Source organism: Acinetobacter sp. S-1, assembly GCF_059579785.1.
Window position 1 is genome coordinate 3391266 of the sequence record NZ_CM184207.1, and the last position, 19139, is coordinate 3410404.

Genomic DNA, 19139 nt, shown 5'->3' on the forward strand with positions numbered 1-19139 from the left:
AAAATAACACTTTTCACATATCAAACATAGCACCAAATTATCCAGTTATTTCTCTAAGAATGAATGCACACCTTCACCAGCTGCTCGTCCCGTAGCAAAGCATGCTGTAAGCAAATATCCACCTGTAGGTGCGTCCCAATCCAGCATTTCGCCACAACAGAATACACCTGAGGTTTGTTTAAGCTCTAAGCTTTCAGTTAATGCATTCTGCTTAACACCACCAGCACAGCTAATCGCTTCTTCAATGGGTCTAAACCCCTCTAGCTTAATTTGAAGCGCTTTGATGCGCTGAGCCATAGCCTCTGGTTGGTTCCATAGTGCTTTATCAACAACTTCTCGAATTAAGTTAATTTTGGCCGTGTCTAAGCCTGCTTTACGCCAGATATTAGTGAGCGATTGTTTTTTACCAGCCTGCAATTTTTTAATTAACTGTGAGAACTCTACATCAGGCAATAAATCTAAAAACAAATTTAAGCTTTGCCCTTGTTTTTGTTGTTCTCTTAAGGCACGTCGAAGTTTATAAATAACACCACTTTCTAAACCATAGTGAGTAATCACAATATCACCATGAGTAACTTGGCTGGGTTCAACCCACGCATTGATACGTTTTAAAGGCTCACCAAAACAGCTTTCCATAAAGGCTGTCCAAGTGTGAAGTACACCTGCATTACTTGGCTGGAAAGGCTCAATATCAGATTGATCAACCCATTGCTGCCAAGCACCATCACTACCTAATTGTGACCAAGACACAGCACCACAAGCCAATACTACTGCATCGTATTGCTGGGTAAAGTTTTCAGTGCTTTGATTATTTTGGTTTTCTAAAGTTACCGTTGTGCCTTGCAAATTAATACAACGATGACGATAAAAGAATTTAACCTGCTGTTCTGCCAAACGTTTTAGCCAAGCACGTAATAGAGGTGCCGCTTTCATTTCGACAGGAAAAATACGACCTGAAGTACCCACATAAGATTCAATTCCCAGATTTTCCATCCAGTTTTGAATCCAGACTGCATCCCACTTTTCAACCCACGGTTTGAGCCATTCTGCATGGTCATAGCGCTCAATAAACTGCGCTAATGGTTCAGCATGCGAGATGTTTAACCCCGTTTTACCTGCCATCAGAAACTTACGTGCAGCTGAAGGCTTTTGCTCGTATACATCAATCTCATAAGCATATTGGCTCAACACCTCAGCTGCCATTAAACCAGCCGGACCCGCACCAATAATGGCAACCCGCTTATTCGCCATGCACTTGACCTTGTAATGGGGCAAACTCATCAAAACGTGTGCTGTAACCTTCAGGTTTAGTGATCACAAGCTGTTGGCAAAGTTCTCCACGTTCTAAATACTTAATTTCAAAATGAGTACGTGCAGATGTTTGAGCAATTTTTTCTTTTTGGTAAGGCAGCTTCCAGACATTAATTAATTGTTGTTCAGCTTCTTCAATATATTCAGGAATATTACTTGCCAAAGTAATGGTTCCACCTGTTTGCAGACGAGAGATTAAGAACTCAAAAAATGGCATATTCAACCAGCGCTGTGCTGGATTATGGGGTTCTGGGTTTGGATAGAGAATAAAGAAATGTTCAACTTGAGCAGGATGTAGGGCATGTACCACCCACGGCAAAGCATCTGCATGCACAGGGATTAAATTATCTCTTGGTTCCAGACCATGCTGTTTTTGCATTGCCAAGAATTTTTCTCGGGTTCGTTCAATTGCATACAATGTGTGCTGCGGCTGTTGCCCGCTAAAAAGCAAAGCATGTTTACCCTTGCCCGCTCCAATTTCTACACAAATCGGGGTATTTTCAATTGGGGTAAAATCGCGAGGCGCTTGCATACGTTGTGCTTGAAATTGACGAATCTGCATAATCACATCAAACTAAATAAAAATCGGCATAAGTCTAACAAGTCACCTGACTTTTGCCTAATCTATTTCTCTTCACTTTGAGGATATCGCTTTATGCCACGTACATTTCCCTGCCCACGTTGTGGTGAACCAAGTGTTTGGGAAGGTAACGAATTTCGTCCATTTTGCTCTGAACGCTGTAAATTAATTGATTTAGGTGCGTGGGCAAATGATGAGTATAGACTGCCTACCCAAGATGCGCCTCAGCATAACAAGGGTAGTCAAAATGAAGATGATTACGAGGATTAACCTGCTTTACCCGCGACAAACGGGTTAAATTGTTTTTCATAGCCAATGGTACTCATTGGACCATGTCCAGAAATAAACTGAGTATCATCTGGCAAACTAAAACACTCTCGTTTAATCGATTCAATCAACTGATCATGGTTTCCACGCGGGAAGTCTGTTCTGCCAATTGAGCCTTTAAACAAGACATCACCAGTCCAAAGCAAGCCATGATTTTTATTATAGAAAATAACATGTCCGGGTGTATGACCCGGCGCAAAACGTACCTCAAACTCATCTTCACCAAGTTTTAGTACTTCACCGCCTTCAAGCCATTGATCGACTTTAACAGGCTGTGGAATTGGAAAGCCATAACGTGCTGAAACTTCCTGAATCATATCTAGCCAGAACTGATCTTCTTTATGGGGACCAATAACTGGAACGCTCCATTCTTTGGCAAGTTCACCCACCGCTCCAGCATGGTCTAAATGTCCGTGAGTGAGCCAAAGAGCTTTCACTTTTAAACCTAAGGCTTCAACTTCTTTCTTCAAAACTGAAGCGTCACCACCCGCATCAATCAAAACTGCTTCTTTGGTTTCACTGTCCCAAACAAGAGAACAATTTTGGGCAAATGCAGTAACTGGAACAATTTTGACTTGCAGCATAAGAACCTCTGGCTAAAACGCAATTAACGGTGGGCTAAGGTATAAGTAAGGGCATCAAGATTAGCCTGAACTAACCCTGCAAGCAAATCAATATGAGCTTGATCGCTATTTAAAGCAGGAATATAAGCATAGCTACCACCACCCGCCTCTTGAAACAACTCAGCGTTTTGGATGGCTAACTCTTCAAGTGTTTCCAAGCAATCAGCAGAAAAAGCTGGGCTTAATACCTGTACTGACTTAACGCCTTGCTTCGCCCAATCTTGTAAAAGTTGGTCTGTATAAGGCTTAACCCACTCTTGTTTCCCAAAACGTGACTGGAAGCTAATTGCCCATTCATCATCTTTTAAATGCAAAGCTTCAGCGACTAACTTTGCAGTAATGCGACAACGGTCTGCATACGGATCGCCTTTGTCTGCATACGGCTGTGGAATACCGTGAAATGACATCAACAGTTTTTCAGGTTTCCCATGCTGCTCTTGGTAGGCTAAAACACTTTCTGCTAATGCCTGAATAAACATTGGATGTTGATAATAATCTTTAATAATTGTTAGACCCGGCAAGTTTCGCTGGGCTGGAATCCACTTGGCAAATGCATCGTATAGCGGTGCTGTAGAAGTGGCTGAATATTGAGGAAACAAAGGCAATAGAATGACATGCTCTTGCGGGTTAGCGGCCAGTTTTTCTAAAACTGCATCAATACCCGGATTACCATAAGTCATTGCTGGTAACACGGTTAAATCAAACTGATTATTTTCTCGCTGCAAATAAGCCTGAATACGTTGAGTTTGCTCAAACACAATTTCACGCATGGGCGAATCTTTTGACCATACCGAAGCATAGGCATGTGCTACCCTTTTTGGGCGAAAAGGTAAAACAAACAGATTTAAAATAATCCACCAAATGAATTTCGGTATTTCAATTACACGTGAATCAGATAAAAACTGCTTTAGAAAACGGCGAACCGCAGGAACAGTGGCCTCATCCGGTGTACCTAAATTCGCTAAAATGACAGTAACTTTCGGTTTTTGTTCAAACGACATGTGTAAATGCCTTTCAGTTCATCTTATGGCATTAATGTAACAGCTTTTATTGTCATATATAAATTGAATCGCTCTAAGCTTTTAATCGAGTACCCCGATGGCTCCATTTATAGCTGAGTAATAACTTTTGAGCTTTAGCTGTGACTTTCCATAAGCTATAGGATTGTTCAATCTGAGTTGGAACAATCCAGCCCTGTGACTGCATTTGCTTTTTGATCCTAAACAATGCCTTATGGTTAATCTGAGCGCAGGCAACAGCATGAGCGCGAGGTAACTCCTGACGAGCATCTTCTAGGCCAACCTGATTTAAATATTCATTTAAACATATCCCAAAATTCTCTTCTGGTGTCGCTGTTTCAAACTGCTTTGCTAATATACTTAACAGCTGGGACCAAGTCATTTGTCGTTGTCGTTTAAGCTCTTTAAAATTGCCATCCTGAAATGCTTGAATTTGATATTCAAATGCAAAAACATCTTGAGGAGCAACCTCATTTACTTGAGCTGATGACTCTGTTAATTGCTGTTCTAACTGTAAAATTTTATTTTTTAATAACTTAATTTCATCTTCTAAGTGATGAGCCTGATGAGCAGGAACCCAACCTTGTCCCATATGCTGTTCAACTATTAAAGGCATATTTAAACGAACAGCCAACTCTAGTTCACGTGGAGTTTTAAAGTAAAAAATATGATTCACATCAAGTAATAACTTTTTTCTAAATGCGAGAAATTTATCTTTAAGCTGTGGATGTGTTTCTTGTAAATGTATTTCACGACTTTCGGGCTGCTCATGCATGAACACAATAACGGGTTTAGCCTGACTTAACGCATATTCATATTCTAAAGATAAATAACTCACACCAGCAATCGACTGCTCTCCATACTGACTGCCTAAAAGTAGGATTACATAATCACATTCATCAATTTGTCGACGAGCAAGCGTAGTGGTTAGGGGTGTTCGTTGTTCTAATCCCCAAGCAAAGAAGCCCATCCCTACCAAGGTTTGAGACAGAACCATCCGCTCTGGCTGCATATCGCGGCCGGATGTTGAAATAAAAATCTGATAGCGTGTATCGAGCATAACAATACCCTTTCGCCCCATGATCTGTCCGTGACTTAATATCAGCCAAGATCATGAACCGCCCCAAATAAAATAATAAATCTAAAAAACACTACTTTCTAAATGATGCTAAAAGATCAGTTTAGATTATGAAGTGTCCAAGTTAACTCTTGTGGAATCATATGTTGTAAAACAGGTTGCAGTGCCTCAGCATTATTACCGCTGACATAACATTCAATACGTGCAACATTCTGACCTATTTGGTCACATAATAACTCATTTTTTATTAAAATACGGGCTGTTTGTCGGGCAACTGCCAATCCAGAATCAACCAGTGTGAATTGGTTATCAAAAAGATGATGAATTGCTTGATTTAAGAAAGGATAATGCGTGCAACCGAGCACTAAATAGTCGGCACCTTGCTCAGCGGCGGGCTGTAAAACTTCTTTTAATGCCTTTAAACATGCCTCACCCATTTGCTGACCTGCCTCTACACAAGGAACAAGTTCAAGGCTGGTTAAGGTCATCACTTTAACACCCGCCGGAACAGCAAACTTCTCGACAACATCTTTAATGAGTTGGCCACGAAAAGTAGCAGGCGTCGCCAATACAGCAACCACTTTAGAACGAGTCTGTAATACAGCAGGTTTTAATGCTGGAACCAATCCAACAATTGGAAAGTGTTCACCATAATGCTCACGCAAATGATCAAGGCTAAATGCGGAAGCCGTATTGCAGGCTACGACTGCAATTTTACAGCCTTGACGATATAGCCAATCGACTGCTCGAGCCGTGAGTTCTCTAATTTCTTCATCAGAACGAGGACCATAAGGCACGTAGGCAGTATCGGCATAATACACAATACGTTCATTTGGTAAATATTTGGCAATTTCTGCTGCAACTGACATCCCTCCAATTCCCGAATCAAAAATACCAATGGGGGCATCTGCTGATGCTTTAGGCATAGGTTCTAACTCGGAAAATAAAGGTTGTATGGCGGTCATAGCTGTACTGAAGTGTCAGAAAATTTCACTCCCTAAAGCTTAAACCTCAAGTGCCTAATTGCAAGAGCAAATTACCACTTTTTAGCTCTAAAATGGTTTCACCTTTATCGTTTTCAATCAGTGTTCCATAGTTCACCAAATGATAGAAAGCCTGACGTTGAATCAGCGCATTAATCCCAAAACGGACATGCACATAAGGACGCAACTCTCCTGCATATTCACGCATAAAAATAGGATGTTCTGCATCAACCAAAATTACATCTTGGTTAGTGGTGGTCAGTTGTAAAAATTGCTCACCTGAAATTTCGACCTGATCTGCCTGATTGACTAATAAAGGTTCATCTTCAACTTCGATTTCAATTTGTTCTACAGGGGTTTTCAGGTAGAATTTGCCTTCTTCTTTCCATAGGACTTTGGTAAACAGATCTAATAGAGCTTGGCGCTTGATTAATTGACCTTCGTGCCACCATTCTCCATTGGATTTCACCGTCAAATCCATTTTGCCGCAATGCTTTGGATGCCACTGCTCTAAAGGTGGAATTGACCTTTTGTGACTTTGCTGTACACCTTTTAAGTATTGTGCAATGTTCATTAAGTTTTTATCATCAGATAACGGTATTTTTCCCATATCCGATGGTGAATTATTTTGATTTACCATAGTTTATGCCTTGCTGACGAAAAAATGTTACGACTCAGCCAATTGGCTAGATCATGGTTTAAAACTATACTAGCCCAAACGATAAAAGGCACAATAGCATATTTGCGCCTATGGATTAAAACACTCACGGCAGCACCGAATTATCTGAATATGACGGTTGCCACCTTTAAGTATTGAGGAGTCCTACATGGAACACATCGAACGTGAATCGATGGAGTTTGACGTTGTCATCGTAGGTGCAGGACCTGCAGGTCTATCTGCTGCGATTAAGATCCGTCAATTAGCGATTGAAAAAAACTTACCCGATCTTTCTGTTTGTGTAGTTGAAAAAGGCTCTGAAGTAGGTGCGCATATCTTGTCTGGTGCTGTGCTTGAGCCACGTGCCATCAATGAACTTTTCCCAAACTGGAAAGAAGAAGGCGCGCCTCTTAATGTCCCTGTAACTGAAGACAAAACTTTCTTCTTACTTTCAGACACCACTTCTAAAGAAGTACCTCACTGGATGGTTCCTAAAACCATGCATAACGATGGTAACTATGTGATCTCTTTAGGTAACGTAGTTCGCTGGTTAGGGCAAAAAGCTGAAGAGCTAGAAGTTTCTATCTTCCCTGGCTTTGCTGCATCTGAAGTACTTTACCATGAAGACGGTACTGTAAAAGGTATTCAAACAGGCGACATGGGTATTGGTAAAGATGGCGAACCAACGCATAACTTTACTCCAGGCTATGAGCTTCACGCTAAATACACCCTCTTCGCTGAAGGTTGCCGTGGTCACTTAGGAAAACGCCTAATTGCGAAATACAACCTTGATAAAGATGCTGATCCTCAGCACTACGGTATCGGGATTAAAGAGCTTTGGGAAATTGACCCAGCAAAACATAAACCGGGCTTAGTCATGCACGGTGCAGGTTGGCCTTTAGCAGAAACAGCTTCTTCAGGTGGCTGGTGGTTATACCACGCTGAAAACAACCAAGTTACTTTGGGCATGATTGTGGACTTGTCTTATGAAAATCCACACATGTATCCATTTATGGAAATGCAGCGCTGGAAAACTCACCCACTGATTAAACAGTATTTAGAAGGTGGTAAACGTATTTCTTACGGCGCACGTGCGGTAGTGAAAGGCGGTTTCAACTCTCTTCCTAAATTAACTTTCCCGGGCGGTTGCTTGATTGGTGATGATGCAGGTTTCTTAAACTTTGCAAAAATCAAAGGCTCACACACTGCCATGAAATCAGGCATGTTATGTGGTGAAGCTGTATTTGAAGCGATTGCTGCGGGTGTAGAAAAAGGCGGTGATCTTGCGATTGCACGTGTTACTGAAGGCGAAGATTTATTCGTTAAAGAATTGACTTCATACACTGACAAATTTAACAACAGCTGGTTAAAAGAAGAGCTTTATAACTCTCGTAACTTTGGCCCAGCGATGCATAAATTTGGTCAATGGATGGGTGGAGCATTTAACTTTATCGACCAGAATGTCTTTAAAGTGCCATTCACTTTACATGACTTGAAGCAAGACTTTGCTGCATTGAAAACTGTTGATGCAACAAGCTTTAAGCCAAACTATCCAAAACCAGATGGCAAACTTACATTTGACCGTTTATCTTCAGTATTTATCTCAAACACTGTACATGAAGAAAACCAGCCAGCTCACTTGAAGCTTACTGATCCTTCAATCCCAGTGAATGTGAACTTACCGAAATGGGATGAGCCTGCACAGCGCTATTGCCCTGCTGGTGTTTACGAAATCATGGAAAATGATGATGGTACTAAACGCTTCCAGATTAACGCAGCGAACTGTGTTCACTGTAAGACCTGTGATATTAAAGACCCATCTCAAAACATTACGTGGGTAACGCCTGAAGGCGGCGGTGGTCCGAATTACCCTAACATGTAATTCCTTGCGCCGCTTTAGCCGCGGCTCATATCCTAATATGTAATAAAAAAGCCCCGATTATTCGGGGCTTTTTTATTAGTATCCACTTATTGAAAAGGCGGTATTTTTGCTACGTTTAAATTAAAATTCTTTTTATAGAAAATAAATGTGCCTAATAAAAATAAGCCGAGAAAACCAAAGTTTCGCGCTAAATCGTAGTACCAAACCGATTTACCAAATAATAAATCAAGAATTAACATCAGCCCGATAAACCTTGTATGCAAGATCAAACTCATCTTTATCTTTGGTTCAGGAGCAAAATATGTATTTCTATAACCAAGTAGAATTGAACCTAAAACAATAACAATAGATATAATAATGATAGCAACAGTTTCAGATAACCAAGAGATCCCTAAATGTAATAAACCAGCAATAGTGAAAAACCAAAGACAGATTAATAAGCTTCTTTTCACAAAATAATCATTCATTTTTATACGTCATTTATATACTTAATTTTATAAATTATATAACGATTCTTATTTGTAAAAAATTATCATTTCAAATTAAAGTTAAATTATTCATGGCTTCTAATCGTCTTTATTAGAAGCCTTATTATCCTATTAACCTTTCTTCACTAAATAATGAAATTCTTTATGACCATTTTCATCTAAGCGTTCTTCTTGCAACAACAACTCATGGCCTAAATGCATACAAAACTTAGGGATATCCCACGAGGTCGAATTATCCGTTGCGAAGACTTCAACCACATCCCCAGACTTAGATTTGCGGATGGCTTGATGCAACATCATGACAGGTTCCGGACAACGTAAACCACGCGTATTGAGTTGTACAGTAGGTGAAATGGGTTGCTCTGACATAACAAACTCGAACAAATAGAATTTTCACATTTTAGCATAAACAGATTACTGAGCTGTTAACTGTAACTGGCTTTTACATAACAATATACGTTTTGTCTTTTAGCTTGTTTTATAGATGCATAAGCATCTTTTCTTCGGTATGATCTGTGTATTCATTTGATACATTGAGTCTTTAGGAAAGATCATGCAAGAGGAACCAAGTCCGTCGTGGGGAATGCGAGGCTTACGAAAATGGTTAGGTACAGCGCCAGAAACCCGTGATGAATTATTAAAATTAGTCCAAAATTCACGCCGCTTTTTAGAACCAGATACTGTTGCTATGCTTGAAGGCGTTCTTGACCTTCCAGCTACAAAAATTCGTGAAGTCATGACGCCACGAACAGCAATGATCAGTTTACAAGAAGATGATCAATTACTTGATATTCTTGATGTACTGGTTGAGTCTGCTCACTCACGCTTTCCAGTCTTCTCTGCCGATCAGCCAGACAATGTTGTCGGGATTTTGCTCGCAAAAGATTTGTTGCCGTTTCTAACTGAACCGAATACCAAAGTCGATATTCGAGTTCTTATGCGCCAACCGTTATTTGTTCCTGAAAGTGCACGTTCCGATCAGGTACTGCGCATGTTAAAACATACTCAGACTCACATTGCGATTGTGATTGATGAATATGGCTCAACAGCCGGTCTTGTTACGCTTGAAGATATTCTTGAAGAGATCGTTGGCGAAATTGAAGATGAGCACGACACGGTCGATGAAGATGCTCAGTACATTGTTCCTGACAATGACCATACGGTAGCAAATGCATGGATGGTGCAAGCACTTACACCAATCGAACATTTCAATACTGTTTTAGATGCTGATTTTTCTGACGATGAAGTAGAAACTGTCGGCGGTTTATTGCTTCAAGAGATTGGTCTAGTAAGTGATTTACAAGGTCAAACTGTTGAGCTTGGAAATTGGTTATTTACAATTGTTGAAGCAGATGCCCGCACTATTCATCTGATTCGAGCTGTACGTCAATGAGAGCATACTTTGAAAAGCTGTTAGATTCTTCGCAACAACAAAAACAGCTTCCTTTAATTTTTCCTTTACTCATTGCTTTATTTTCAGGTGCCGTGTTCAGTTTTTCACTGGCACCTTATTATTGGTGGTGGTTGGCAATTTTATCTCCAGCCCTACTCTATGCAACATTACATAAGCGCTCAGCTAAACAAGCCTTTGCTATTGGTTGGAGCTATGGCTTCGGCTTATGGTTTGTAGGCGCTTTCTGGCTCTATACTTCCATCCATGTATATGGCGATACCAATGCATTTCTAAGCGTGTGTATGATTGCTGTTATGGCCTTTGTGATGGGTTTATTTACGGCATTTCAGACATGGGTTTACCGACGATTCTTCCCTGAAACGCCACTTACTTTTGCCCCACTTTGGATTGTTTTCGAATGGGCAAAAACTTGGGTATTTACAGGTTTCCCATGGTTATTTGTAGGTTACGCTTTTACTGAACGCTTACTCGATGGTTATGCACCGCTATTTGGTATTTATGCAATTTCCTTCGTCGTCATTGTATTAGCATGTGCTTTAGTTGAAGTTCTGCGTAAACGTATTTTTTGGGTTATCCCTTCTGCCCTATTGGTTTTGGGTGCTTGGGGAGCATCGTATATTCAGTTTGTAAAACCTAAAGCTGCTAAACCACTTAGCGTTTCGCTCATTCAAGGTAACATTCCACAAGATTTAAAATGGCTAACCGAATATCAAGTTAGAACATTAGAAATTTATGCTGGTTTGACACAATCTGAATGGGGCCGTGATCTGATTGTATGGCCTGAGTCTTCAATTCCGCTTTTCCAAACCGATATTGAACCGTTTTTGGATGCAATGGATGCACAAGCTAAAAAGAACCATACTGCATGGGTAACCGGAATTCCCTACTGGGATGTTGCAAAATCACATCAAGTTGGTAGCCCGCTGTATTACAACAGTATTATGGCTTCTGGCAGTGATTCAAGTGGACTCTATAAAAAGCAGCGTCTTGTTCCATTTGGTGAATACATCCCTCTTTCAGGTTTACTCTCTTGGGTGTTACCAGCCATGCAAAATGATATTAGCATGAGCGGTTTTACACGTGGTGAGAGTGACCAGAAACCCCTCTTAATTAAAGGGCATGCACTTGCTGCTGCAATTTGTTATGAAGTGGCTTACCCGAACCTGACAAGGCGTAATGCAGAAGACAGCGACTTTTTGGTGACTGTATCGAATGATGCTTGGTTTACGGGCACTGCTGGGCCTTGGCAACATTTACAAATGGTGCAGATGCGCGCGAAAGAAAATGGCCGCTGGTTTATTCGTGCAACCAACACAGGTGTAACAGCGTTTATTGATCAAAATGGTCATATCACTGAACAAGCACCAATCGATAAAGAGTTTGTCTTGAGAGGTGATTTACCAGCCATGCAAGGCCAAACTCTTTATAACCGTTTAGGTGATTATCCAATTTTAGGATTCGCGGTCTTACTGCTGATTTTAGGTTGGGTTTATCGTCCACGTAAAGTTGACGTTTCTTTTAAATCTCGTCGCTAATCTACAATAACTTTGTACCCAGAGGCACTTCAAACTCTGGGATACAAAGTGCGACATCGCCATCTGCATTATGAAATCCTGTCACCAAACATTCTGACTGAATAGGCCCTATTTGTTTTTTAGGGAAATTCACTACAGCAACGACTAATTTACCCAACAAATCTTGTGGCTGATAAAGCTTAGTAATCTGCGCACTTGATTTACGTACACCCAATTCCTCACCAAAATCTATATGTAAAATATAAGCAGGTTTACGCGCCTTTTCAAAAACCTCAGCTTGAATAATTTTACCAACACGCAGCTCTACTTTAAAAAAATCATTCCAATCGATTTGTTCCATTTCATATTTCTCATTTTCTTAAATTGCTGATTTGAAGCATATAATATGTACAAATGAAGAAACATCCTGTTTTTAAGTCCAGTTAAAAAATAAAACGTAGATGTTGAGTCTACGTTTTATCTAAAAATTTTTTTTTAAAATATTATTAAAAAGTGATCGATAGTTGCAGAGATAAATATGCAACTAAACTTGATAAAAAGACCATAGGTACATAACGATAAGCTTTAAAAAGGAATTGCTCATATTGAGTAGATATTTGTTTAGCTTGCCAGACGCTCGCTTTTAATGCTGTAAAGAAGCTCACCATTAACCATGCGCTCGCAATACTTAACGCGAAGAAACCAATCATGATTTGGCTACTTCCCTCTGTACTCAGCCATAACTTTAATGACACTTCAGCAATCGGCAATAAACCCAAAATCAATAGGACAGACTTGAGCATTACCCAATGAAACTGAGTCAGTTCATCTAATATGAGAAATGCTTTCATTTAATCTCTCCTTTTAATTGAATAAAGTGCTTTTTAGTTATTATGCAAAGCTTTCATTTAAATATATAGCTTATTTTTCTCTACATTTTAACTTTCTTGTAACTATTAAATATGGGAATAATTCTTATTATAAATCTCAAATATTTATATTAACTTTAATTTATATTTTTCAGTTAGTTATTATATTTTTCTGATTGAGAGAGATTATCAATTCGTATTTATCATTTTAACTGTTTAACTGAATTGATAATCTCCATTACATTTTAATTAAGGTTGGTAATAAATATCTGCATCATTACCTTCACCACCTTCTTTGCCATCTGCTCCAAATGAGTACAAATCAAAAGCTCGCCCGTCTGCCCCAGGAATGACATATTGAATATCATTTTTCCAGCTGTCTTTAGGATAACCACCTTTTACATAACCACCTGGCATCCAGTTTTTCGCTGTAGCAGGCTGGTTAACCAAAGCATCTAACCCACCTTCTTGCATGGTTGGGAAATGGCCATTATCAAGCTTGTACTGATCTAAAGCACCCGCTACCCCCTTTAATGCAATTTGAGTCGTATCAATTTTAGCTTTTTCACTACGCCCCATGACATTTGGTACGATTAAAGCTGCTAACACACCTAAAATTACAATCACGACCATGACTTCAATGAGGGTAAAGCCTGAGGCACGCTTCATTCGAGCACCGCTCGAACGTGCCGCAAGTCCGAAAGCTACGCTTGAGTTTTTTTGAGCATCCTTAACGTGCTCTTTTTGTTTCATGACCATCTTCATCATTATCTCTAATATCAAAGTTATTAAATCATATTGTTCATATTTACGATTGGCAGCATAACCGCGATTACAATAACCAGTACAATGCTTGCCATTAAAACCAGCATAAGCGGTTCAAGTAATGCCAGTAAGGTTGAAATAAATGTCGTCACCTCACGGTCTTGCATGGTCGATGCTCGTTCTAACATTCTGTCAAGCTCGCCTGATGCCTCTCCACTTCGAATCATTTGTACCATCATTGGTGGGAAATAACCACTGCGCTCCAGTTGCGTACCTAAGTTACCCCCCTCTGTCACTCGCTCAGCCGCATGAGCAATTGAATCGCGGATGACCCAGTTGTTGGTCACAGCAGCACCAATTTTTAAGGCATCCACCAAAGGCACACCTGAACGGGTCAAAATAGATAAAGTACTAGCAAAGCGTGCAGCATTAATACCACGTGATAGTTTACCGAATAATGGCAATTTGAGTGTTAATCGATCAAAAGCATAATGTCCAGCAGTGGTTTTTAAAAACCGAACGAATGCGATAACACCTACCACTGCAAAAAGAATAATAAACACCCACGCATGTCGAATAAAATCGCTGGCTTTCATTAAAGCGACTGTAATCCACGGTAAAGCATCTTTATTTTGATCAAAAGTTTTTACAATCTCTGGCACAACATAAGTCATTAAACCCATCACAATACCAAAAGACATCAGCATTAAAATGATGGGATAAATCATGGCGCCCTGAACTTTCTTTTGCATGGCAAAGCGGTTTTCAGTGTAATCCGAAAGCTGATCTAAAATGAGATCTAAATGTCCCGAGCGCTCGCCAGCAGCCACCGTTGCAATATAAAGGTCAGGGAAACGTCCAGACTGCTGCATACCTTGTGCGAGCGAATGGCCTTCTAAGACTCGAGAACGCACAGATAATAAAAGATTTTGCACATGTGTTTTTTCACTTTGCCTACTCACGGCGCGCAAAGCTTCTTCAAGTGGAATAGCAGCAGCAACCAAGACCGAAAGTTGTCTGGTCATGAGCGCCAAATCGTAAGCACTGAACTTTTTTTGGAATAACCCCTGACTCTGATGTTTATCTTTTTGTTCAACAGGATCGACACTAATGGGAGTCCATGCTTTATCGCGTAATTGTTGGCGAATCTGGCGCGCTGAGTCTCCCTCAAGCACCCCTTTTTGCTGCTTCCCTGAAGCATCAATGGCAGTAAATTGATATGCAGGCATGGTAATGTTCTAATTTTCCAAAAATAATAGTCGCTGCTGTTGCATCTATGCTACGCAATCATTCATATTCGTTCTATAGCCTGTGTAGAATACCCAAGTCCTCTTCACGACGCTATGCCGTTTTTTAAAATTGACGAAATGAGCCTCTATGACCATAACGCCAAAGCCTGATTCAGTTGTTTATCGTGTGCGTGTAGCCGTACCTGTACATCTGTACGACACTTTTGACTATACACTCACCCAAGCACAATATGAACGGGCTCATGTAGGCTCACGCGTCGCTATTTCATTTGGGCGCCAAAACCTGATTGGCATCATTACTGAAAAAGTTGATCCAAGTGAATCATTTACAGGCACCTTTCAGCTTAAAGCCATTTCTGACCTTTTAGACGAACAACCTATTTTAGATGAACAAGTTTTAAGTTTATTGACATGGTCAGCTCAGTATTACCAATTTCCAATTGGTGAGGTCATGCAAACTGCCCTACCCGCGTTATTGCGTCAGGGCAAACCGATGGATGTTTTGTTCCATCTTTGGAAAATCACACCATGTGATAATGTTGAAGCACTTCTTAAACGCTCTGTTAAGCAACAAGACGCGTATCAAATTTTAAAATTACACCCTGCCGGAACTACAGAGAATATTCTTAATTTAAGTGGTGTAGAAACGGCTACGCTTAAAGCACTTCAAAAGAAAGGACTGGTTGACTGTACGCTTGAACCACACGATTTTAGCCCATCGCCTGTTGAATTGGCACAAATGCCGCTTACACTCAATGAAGATCAAAAGAAAGCAACCCAGCACGTCGTAAACGCACAGCATCAATACCAAGCCTTTTTATTAGATGGTTTAACAGGAAGTGGTAAAACTGAAGTTTATCTGCACATCATGCACGAAGTGCTAAAGCAAGGTAAGCAAGTACTGGTGTTAGTCCCAGAAATTGGTCTAACCCCTCAAACGATTTCTCGTTTTAAGTCTCGTTTTAACTGTGATATTGCTCTATTACACTCGGGCCTAAATGACTCCAAACGCTTGCAGGCATGGCAACAGGCCCAGACTGGCAAAGCATCTATTATTTTAGGAACACGCTCTGCCATCTATACGCCACTGCCACGTTTGGGCTTAATCATTTTAGATGAAGAGCATGACCTGTCTTATAAGCAACAAGAAGGCTTCCGCTACCATGCACGTGATGTCGCACTGTACCGAGGCCACTTACAAAACTGTCCTGTTATTTTAGGTTCAGCAACACCGAGCATCGATAGTTATTATTTGGTCGAAACTGGTAAATTAACTTCACTGCAACTTAATCAACGTGCAGGCCATGCGCTTTTACCTAAAATGCATTTGATTGACCTTAAAATTGTCAAAAAACAGCATGGAATTAGCCAACCATTAATCGAACAGATTAAAAATACCCTAGCTAGAAAAGAACAGGTTTTAATCTTTTTAAACCGTCGTGGCTATGCACCTGTACTAGTCTGTGAAAGTTGTGGATGGCAAGCAAATTGTCCACATTGTGATGCCCATTTTACTTTGCATACTCAGCCTTATTCTTATTTACACTGCCACCACTGCGGCACTGTTCATCGCTTGCCCGATCACTGCCCTGAATGCCAGCAAAAAAGCCTGAAAACCTTAGGTGCTGGAACAGCTAAGGTTGAAGAGCACTTACAAGAACTATTTCCAGACTATGATGTAATTCGGGTTGACCGTGACAGCACCAGTCGTGTCGGTAGCTGGCAAAAAATCTATGATCGTATTCATCAAAACAAACCAACAATTTTGCTTGGCACTCAAATGTTGGCAAAAGGTCACCATTTCCCACACGTGACTTTGGTTGCTATTTTAGATATTGATGCTGGGTTACTGAGTGTCGACATTCGTGCGCCAGAACGTACTGCACAGTTAATTGTACAAGTCGCGGGTCGTGCAGGTCGTGGTGAACATAAAGGCCATGTTTATTTACAGACCTTAAGACCAGATCATCCATTACTCACCACACTCATCGAAAAAGATTATCGGGCAGTTGCTAAACAGACTCTTGCGGAACGTAAAGTCGCATTGCTGCCACCTTATCGTTATGCAGTACTGATACGTGCAGAATCTAAAGATCGTGACTATACCTTACATTTTTTAAATGAAGCGGCGGAACAATTACGCCAAATTGCAGGTGAAATTGTTGATATTTGGGGTCCGATTCCAGCACCGATGGAACGTAAAGCTGGGCGCTACCGCGCCCACATGGTAATTTTATCTACTGAACGTGCTCGCCTACATTTTTACTTAAGACAATGGTGGTCACAATTGGTTCATGCTCCACGGCAGCATCAACTCAGATTATCAATTGATGTTGATCCGCAAGAATTTAATTAGATGATTTGAATATCATGGTGTGAAGAAACCTTTTTGGCTTTACACTTAAAAAAGACTAATACATTCGAGGCAATGAATGTCATTCTTACTGCAAGCAACAATTTTTCTTGGAGCTTCTCTGATTTTAGTCCCTCTTGGCAAACGCCTAGGGATAGCAACAGTTTTAGGTTATTTATTTACAGGAATACTTCTGGGTCCTAGTGTTTTAAATATTGCACATGACCCTGAAGCAATTATGGAACTAGCCGAATTCGGCGTTATCTTATTAATGTTCCTGATTGGTTTAGAGTTACGCCCCCAACGTTTATGGGAAATGCGTGACTCTATTTTTGTAATGGGAAGTCTGCAAGTCCTCATTAGTGGGGCTATTCTTATGCTGATCGTACTATTACTCTTTCAACAGCAGCTCTCTGTCAGCTTTGTCATTGGTTTTGCCCTTGCGCTGTCTTCTACCGCTTTTGTATTACAACTTCTGACCGAAAAGCAGCAACTCAATACGACTTATGGCCAGCAGTCTTTTTCCATTTTACTTTTCCAAGATATAGCGGCTATTCCCTTACTTGCCATCATTCCATTATTGGCAGGAACAGAATCAACCCATCATGGGGTGGCTTATTTTGCGGCTATCATTGCAACCTTTACTGGTCTATTTCTGTTTAGTCGCTATGTGATGCGTCCATTCTTCCGCTTTGTTGCCAAAAGTGGAGCGACTGAACTTATTACAGCAGTAGGATTATTTATTATTCTTGCTGTTGTCTTACTTATGGATACTTTAGGAATTAGCACTACATTAGGTGCATTCCTTACAGGTGTATTATTAGCAGATTCAGAATTTCGCCACGAAGTTGAAGCGAGTATTGCACCGTTTAAAGGTTTATTGCTTGGCTTATTTTTTATGACTGTCGGCATGACCACACAGCTGTCACTGCTCATTGAAATGCCTTTGCTTATTATTGGTGGTGCAGTCGGTTTATTACTCATCAAAACGCTGATATTGACCGCTATTGCCCGCTATAAAAAATACAGTTGGAATAACAGCTTGCTTTTAGGTACTTGCTTGGCACAAGGCGGAGAATTTGCTTTTGTAATTTTGAGCCTTGCAAAAAGTGAGAAGGTTTTAACTCAAGCCATATTAGAACCAGTGACCCTGATCGTAACGTTGTCGATGGTACTTACACCAGTAATTTACTGGATTATGGCAACTCAGATTATTCCTTTGTTTAATAAAGAACGTCCACCTGAATATGATGAAATTCCACAGCAGGATAATCCGATTATCATTGCTGGTTTTGGCCGATTTGGACAAATTATCGCGCGTATTGCCCGCCTACAACATTTAGGCTTTACTGCAATCGACAACAATCTTCATCAAGTAGACTTTGTTCGTCGCTACGGCGGTAAACTCTATTATGGCGATGTAACCCAGCCCGATTTACTGCGTTCTGCCGGTATTGAAAAAGCTAAAATATTTATTTTAGCGATTGATGATGTTGAAGATTCTATGAATGTCGCACGTCATTTAAGATTGAACTATCCACACTTAAAGCTGTTGGCTCGTGCCCGTGACCGTCACCATGTCCATCTTTTAAGAGATTTAGGTGTTGAATACATTTGGCGTGAAACGTATTTATCTTCATTAGGAATGGCTTATCGCGCTTTGCGAGAACTTGGGATCTCTGATGAACAAGCCTATAACAATATCGAAATCTTTCGGGATTATGATGAGAAATTGCTCATACAGCAGCAAAGTATTTATACTGATGAACAGAAGATCTTTGAAACACATCGTAATGCCTTAGCCGAGCTTGAACATTTGTTTGAAAGTGATGCACAGCAACAGGCTACATCAAAACATGATGTTAATTTAAAGCGTCATTTACAACCAAATCGCATCGACATTACAAGAGATCATCTAGAATAACTTGAGATTTCAGAAAATGGCTATATTAAGGACTTATTCACATTGCCTAAATAATTGGACAATGGGCACAAAGCTGCCCCTGTCCGGCTTGCGGCTTAGCT

General features: G+C 40.4%; 19 protein-coding genes. 6 read left to right on the forward strand and 13 right to left on the reverse strand.

Features of this window, described 5'->3' with window-relative positions; genetic code table 11:
- Positions 1–45: 45 nt before the first annotated feature.
- Both AC52J8_RS16265 and AC52J8_RS16270 read right to left on the reverse strand, forming a co-directional pair.
- A complete protein-coding gene (locus AC52J8_RS16265; RefSeq protein ID WP_496538852.1) occupies positions 46–1251 on the reverse strand; it encodes a TIGR03862 family flavoprotein in 1206 nt (401 codons plus the stop codon).
- Positions 1241–1879, reverse strand: a complete 639-nt coding sequence (locus tag AC52J8_RS16270) for a class I SAM-dependent methyltransferase (protein WP_078224410.1) — start codon at positions 1877–1879, stop codon at positions 1241–1243. Before AC52J8_RS16270 ends, AC52J8_RS16265 begins: the two co-directional genes overlap by 11 nt.
- Before the next feature lie 87 nt (positions 1880–1966).
- Between AC52J8_RS16270 and AC52J8_RS16275 the strand changes: the two genes are divergently transcribed.
- Positions 1967–2161: a DNA gyrase inhibitor YacG gene (locus AC52J8_RS16275; protein ID WP_002114956.1), complete on the forward strand. Its 195-nt coding sequence runs from the start codon at positions 1967–1969 to the stop codon at positions 2159–2161.
- Here AC52J8_RS16275 and AC52J8_RS16280 read toward each other — a convergent pair.
- The 5 genes from AC52J8_RS16280 to AC52J8_RS16300 form a co-directional block, all read right to left on the reverse strand.
- Entirely contained in the window at positions 2158–2802 is a 645-nt protein-coding gene (locus AC52J8_RS16280; RefSeq protein ID WP_017385667.1) for an MBL fold metallo-hydrolase, read from the reverse strand. The genes AC52J8_RS16275 and AC52J8_RS16280 overlap by 4 nt on opposite strands.
- Positions 2803–2825: 23 nt before the next feature.
- The gene (hemH, locus tag AC52J8_RS16285) at positions 2826–3842 is read right to left on the reverse strand and encodes a ferrochelatase (RefSeq protein ID WP_086400311.1); all 1017 of its coding nucleotides are present in this window, start codon (positions 3840–3842) and stop codon (positions 2826–2828) included.
- Positions 3843–3915: 73 nt separating this feature from the next.
- A complete protein-coding gene (locus AC52J8_RS16290; RefSeq protein WP_086400312.1) occupies positions 3916–4920 on the reverse strand; it encodes a DUF4062 domain-containing protein in 1005 nt (334 codons plus the stop codon).
- A 116-nt stretch (positions 4921–5036) separates the two neighbouring features.
- The gene (gene murI, locus AC52J8_RS16295; protein WP_005804179.1) at positions 5037–5903 is read right to left on the reverse strand and encodes a glutamate racemase; all 867 of its coding nucleotides are present in this window, start codon (positions 5901–5903) and stop codon (positions 5037–5039) included.
- Between the two features lie 46 nt (positions 5904–5949).
- Positions 5950–6561 (reverse strand): DUF1285 domain-containing protein, encoded by a 612-nt coding sequence (locus AC52J8_RS16300; RefSeq protein ID WP_002114653.1) that lies wholly within the window; start codon positions 6559–6561, stop codon positions 5950–5952.
- A gap of 187 nt (positions 6562–6748) precedes the next feature.
- Here AC52J8_RS16300 and AC52J8_RS16305 point away from each other — a divergent pair, with 187 nt between their 5' ends.
- Complete coding sequence (locus AC52J8_RS16305) at positions 6749–8461, forward strand: electron transfer flavoprotein-ubiquinone oxidoreductase (RefSeq protein WP_086611608.1); 1713 nt, start codon at positions 6749–6751, stop codon at positions 8459–8461.
- A gap of 86 nt (positions 8462–8547) precedes the next feature.
- Here AC52J8_RS16305 and AC52J8_RS16310 read toward each other — a convergent pair whose 3' ends face one another.
- Both AC52J8_RS16310 and tusA read right to left on the reverse strand, forming a co-directional pair.
- Positions 8548–8928 carry a hypothetical protein gene (locus AC52J8_RS16310; protein WP_068612563.1) on the reverse strand — a complete coding sequence of 127 codons (381 nt, stop codon included), beginning with the start codon at positions 8926–8928 and terminating at the stop codon, positions 8548–8550.
- A 132-nt stretch (positions 8929–9060) separates the two neighbouring features.
- Positions 9061–9318, reverse strand: a complete 258-nt coding sequence (tusA, locus tag AC52J8_RS16315) for a sulfurtransferase TusA (RefSeq protein ID WP_002053527.1) — start codon at positions 9316–9318, stop codon at positions 9061–9063.
- 184 nt (positions 9319–9502) lie between these two features.
- Between tusA and AC52J8_RS16320 the strand changes: the two genes are divergently transcribed.
- Together AC52J8_RS16320 and lnt are read left to right on the forward strand one after the other, a co-directional pair.
- Entirely contained in the window at positions 9503–10342 is an 840-nt protein-coding gene (locus AC52J8_RS16320; RefSeq protein WP_002114976.1) for a CorC family transporter, read from the forward strand.
- Positions 10339–11898, forward strand: a complete 1560-nt coding sequence (gene lnt, locus AC52J8_RS16325; protein ID WP_086611609.1) for an apolipoprotein N-acyltransferase — start codon at positions 10339–10341, stop codon at positions 11896–11898. Before AC52J8_RS16320 ends, lnt begins: the two co-directional genes overlap by 4 nt.
- A gap of 1 nt (position 11899) precedes the next feature.
- On the opposite strand, the gene AC52J8_RS16330 is transcribed toward lnt, so the two are convergent.
- The 4 genes from AC52J8_RS16330 to gspF form a co-directional block, all read right to left on the reverse strand.
- Positions 11900–12238: a tRNA-binding protein gene (locus AC52J8_RS16330; protein WP_086611610.1), complete on the reverse strand. Its 339-nt coding sequence runs from the start codon at positions 12236–12238 to the stop codon at positions 11900–11902.
- A gap of 145 nt (positions 12239–12383) precedes the next feature.
- The gene (locus tag AC52J8_RS16335; RefSeq protein ID WP_086354669.1) at positions 12384–12728 is read right to left on the reverse strand and encodes a hypothetical protein; all 345 of its coding nucleotides are present in this window, start codon (positions 12726–12728) and stop codon (positions 12384–12386) included.
- A 267-nt stretch (positions 12729–12995) separates the two neighbouring features.
- A complete protein-coding gene (gspG, locus tag AC52J8_RS16340) occupies positions 12996–13511 on the reverse strand; it encodes a type II secretion system major pseudopilin GspG (RefSeq protein ID WP_017402575.1) in 516 nt (171 codons plus the stop codon).
- Positions 13512–13534: 23 nt separating this feature from the next.
- The gene (gene gspF, locus AC52J8_RS16345) at positions 13535–14740 is read right to left on the reverse strand and encodes a type II secretion system inner membrane protein GspF (protein ID WP_005065941.1); all 1206 of its coding nucleotides are present in this window, start codon (positions 14738–14740) and stop codon (positions 13535–13537) included.
- A gap of 148 nt (positions 14741–14888) precedes the next feature.
- Between gspF and AC52J8_RS16350 the strand changes: the two genes are divergently transcribed.
- Together AC52J8_RS16350 and AC52J8_RS16355 are read left to right on the forward strand one after the other, a co-directional pair.
- A complete protein-coding gene (locus AC52J8_RS16350) occupies positions 14889–17117 on the forward strand; it encodes a primosomal protein N' (RefSeq protein WP_086400315.1) in 2229 nt (742 codons plus the stop codon).
- A 76-nt stretch (positions 17118–17193) separates the two neighbouring features.
- Positions 17194–19038: a monovalent cation:proton antiporter-2 (CPA2) family protein gene (locus tag AC52J8_RS16355; protein WP_086400316.1), complete on the forward strand. Its 1845-nt coding sequence runs from the start codon at positions 17194–17196 to the stop codon at positions 19036–19038.
- The last annotated feature ends 101 nt before the right edge of the window (positions 19039–19139 follow it).

Excerpts from the sequence above, each read along its gene's own strand:
- gspF (WP_005065941.1), bottom strand. The coding sequence starts at position 14,740 with ATGCCTGCATATCAATTTACTGCCATTGATGCTTCAGGGAAGCAGCAA.
- AC52J8_RS16320 (WP_002114976.1), top strand. The coding sequence starts at position 9,503 with ATGCAAGAGGAACCAAGTCCGTCGTGGGGAATGCGAGGCTTACGAAAA.
- AC52J8_RS16310 (WP_068612563.1), bottom strand. The coding sequence starts at position 8,928 with ATGAATGATTATTTTGTGAAAAGAAGCTTATTAATCTGTCTTTGGTTT.
- lnt (WP_086611609.1), top strand. The coding sequence starts at position 10,339 with ATGAGAGCATACTTTGAAAAGCTGTTAGATTCTTCGCAACAACAAAAA.
- AC52J8_RS16275 (WP_002114956.1), top strand. The coding sequence starts at position 1,967 with ATGCCACGTACATTTCCCTGCCCACGTTGTGGTGAACCAAGTGTTTGG.
- AC52J8_RS16290 (WP_086400312.1), bottom strand. The coding sequence starts at position 4,920 with ATGCTCGATACACGCTATCAGATTTTTATTTCAACATCCGGCCGCGAT.
- gspG (WP_017402575.1), bottom strand. The coding sequence starts at position 13,511 with ATGAAGATGGTCATGAAACAAAAAGAGCACGTTAAGGATGCTCAAAAA.
- tusA (WP_002053527.1), bottom strand. The coding sequence starts at position 9,318 with ATGTCAGAGCAACCCATTTCACCTACTGTACAACTCAATACGCGTGGT.
- AC52J8_RS16350 (WP_086400315.1), top strand. The coding sequence starts at position 14,889 with ATGACCATAACGCCAAAGCCTGATTCAGTTGTTTATCGTGTGCGTGTA.
- AC52J8_RS16265 (WP_496538852.1), bottom strand. The coding sequence starts at position 1,251 with ATGGCGAATAAGCGGGTTGCCATTATTGGTGCGGGTCCGGCTGGTTTA.
- hemH (WP_086400311.1), bottom strand. The coding sequence starts at position 3,842 with ATGTCGTTTGAACAAAAACCGAAAGTTACTGTCATTTTAGCGAATTTA.
- murI (WP_005804179.1), bottom strand. The coding sequence starts at position 5,903 with ATGACCGCCATACAACCTTTATTTTCCGAGTTAGAACCTATGCCTAAA.
- AC52J8_RS16300 (WP_002114653.1), bottom strand. The coding sequence starts at position 6,561 with ATGGTAAATCAAAATAATTCACCATCGGATATGGGAAAAATACCGTTA.
- AC52J8_RS16280 (WP_017385667.1), bottom strand. The coding sequence starts at position 2,802 with ATGCTGCAAGTCAAAATTGTTCCAGTTACTGCATTTGCCCAAAATTGT.
- AC52J8_RS16305 (WP_086611608.1), top strand. The coding sequence starts at position 6,749 with ATGGAACACATCGAACGTGAATCGATGGAGTTTGACGTTGTCATCGTA.
- AC52J8_RS16330 (WP_086611610.1), bottom strand. The coding sequence starts at position 12,238 with ATGGAACAAATCGATTGGAATGATTTTTTTAAAGTAGAGCTGCGTGTT.
- AC52J8_RS16355 (WP_086400316.1), top strand. The coding sequence starts at position 17,194 with ATGTCATTCTTACTGCAAGCAACAATTTTTCTTGGAGCTTCTCTGATT.
- AC52J8_RS16335 (WP_086354669.1), bottom strand. The coding sequence starts at position 12,728 with ATGAAAGCATTTCTCATATTAGATGAACTGACTCAGTTTCATTGGGTA.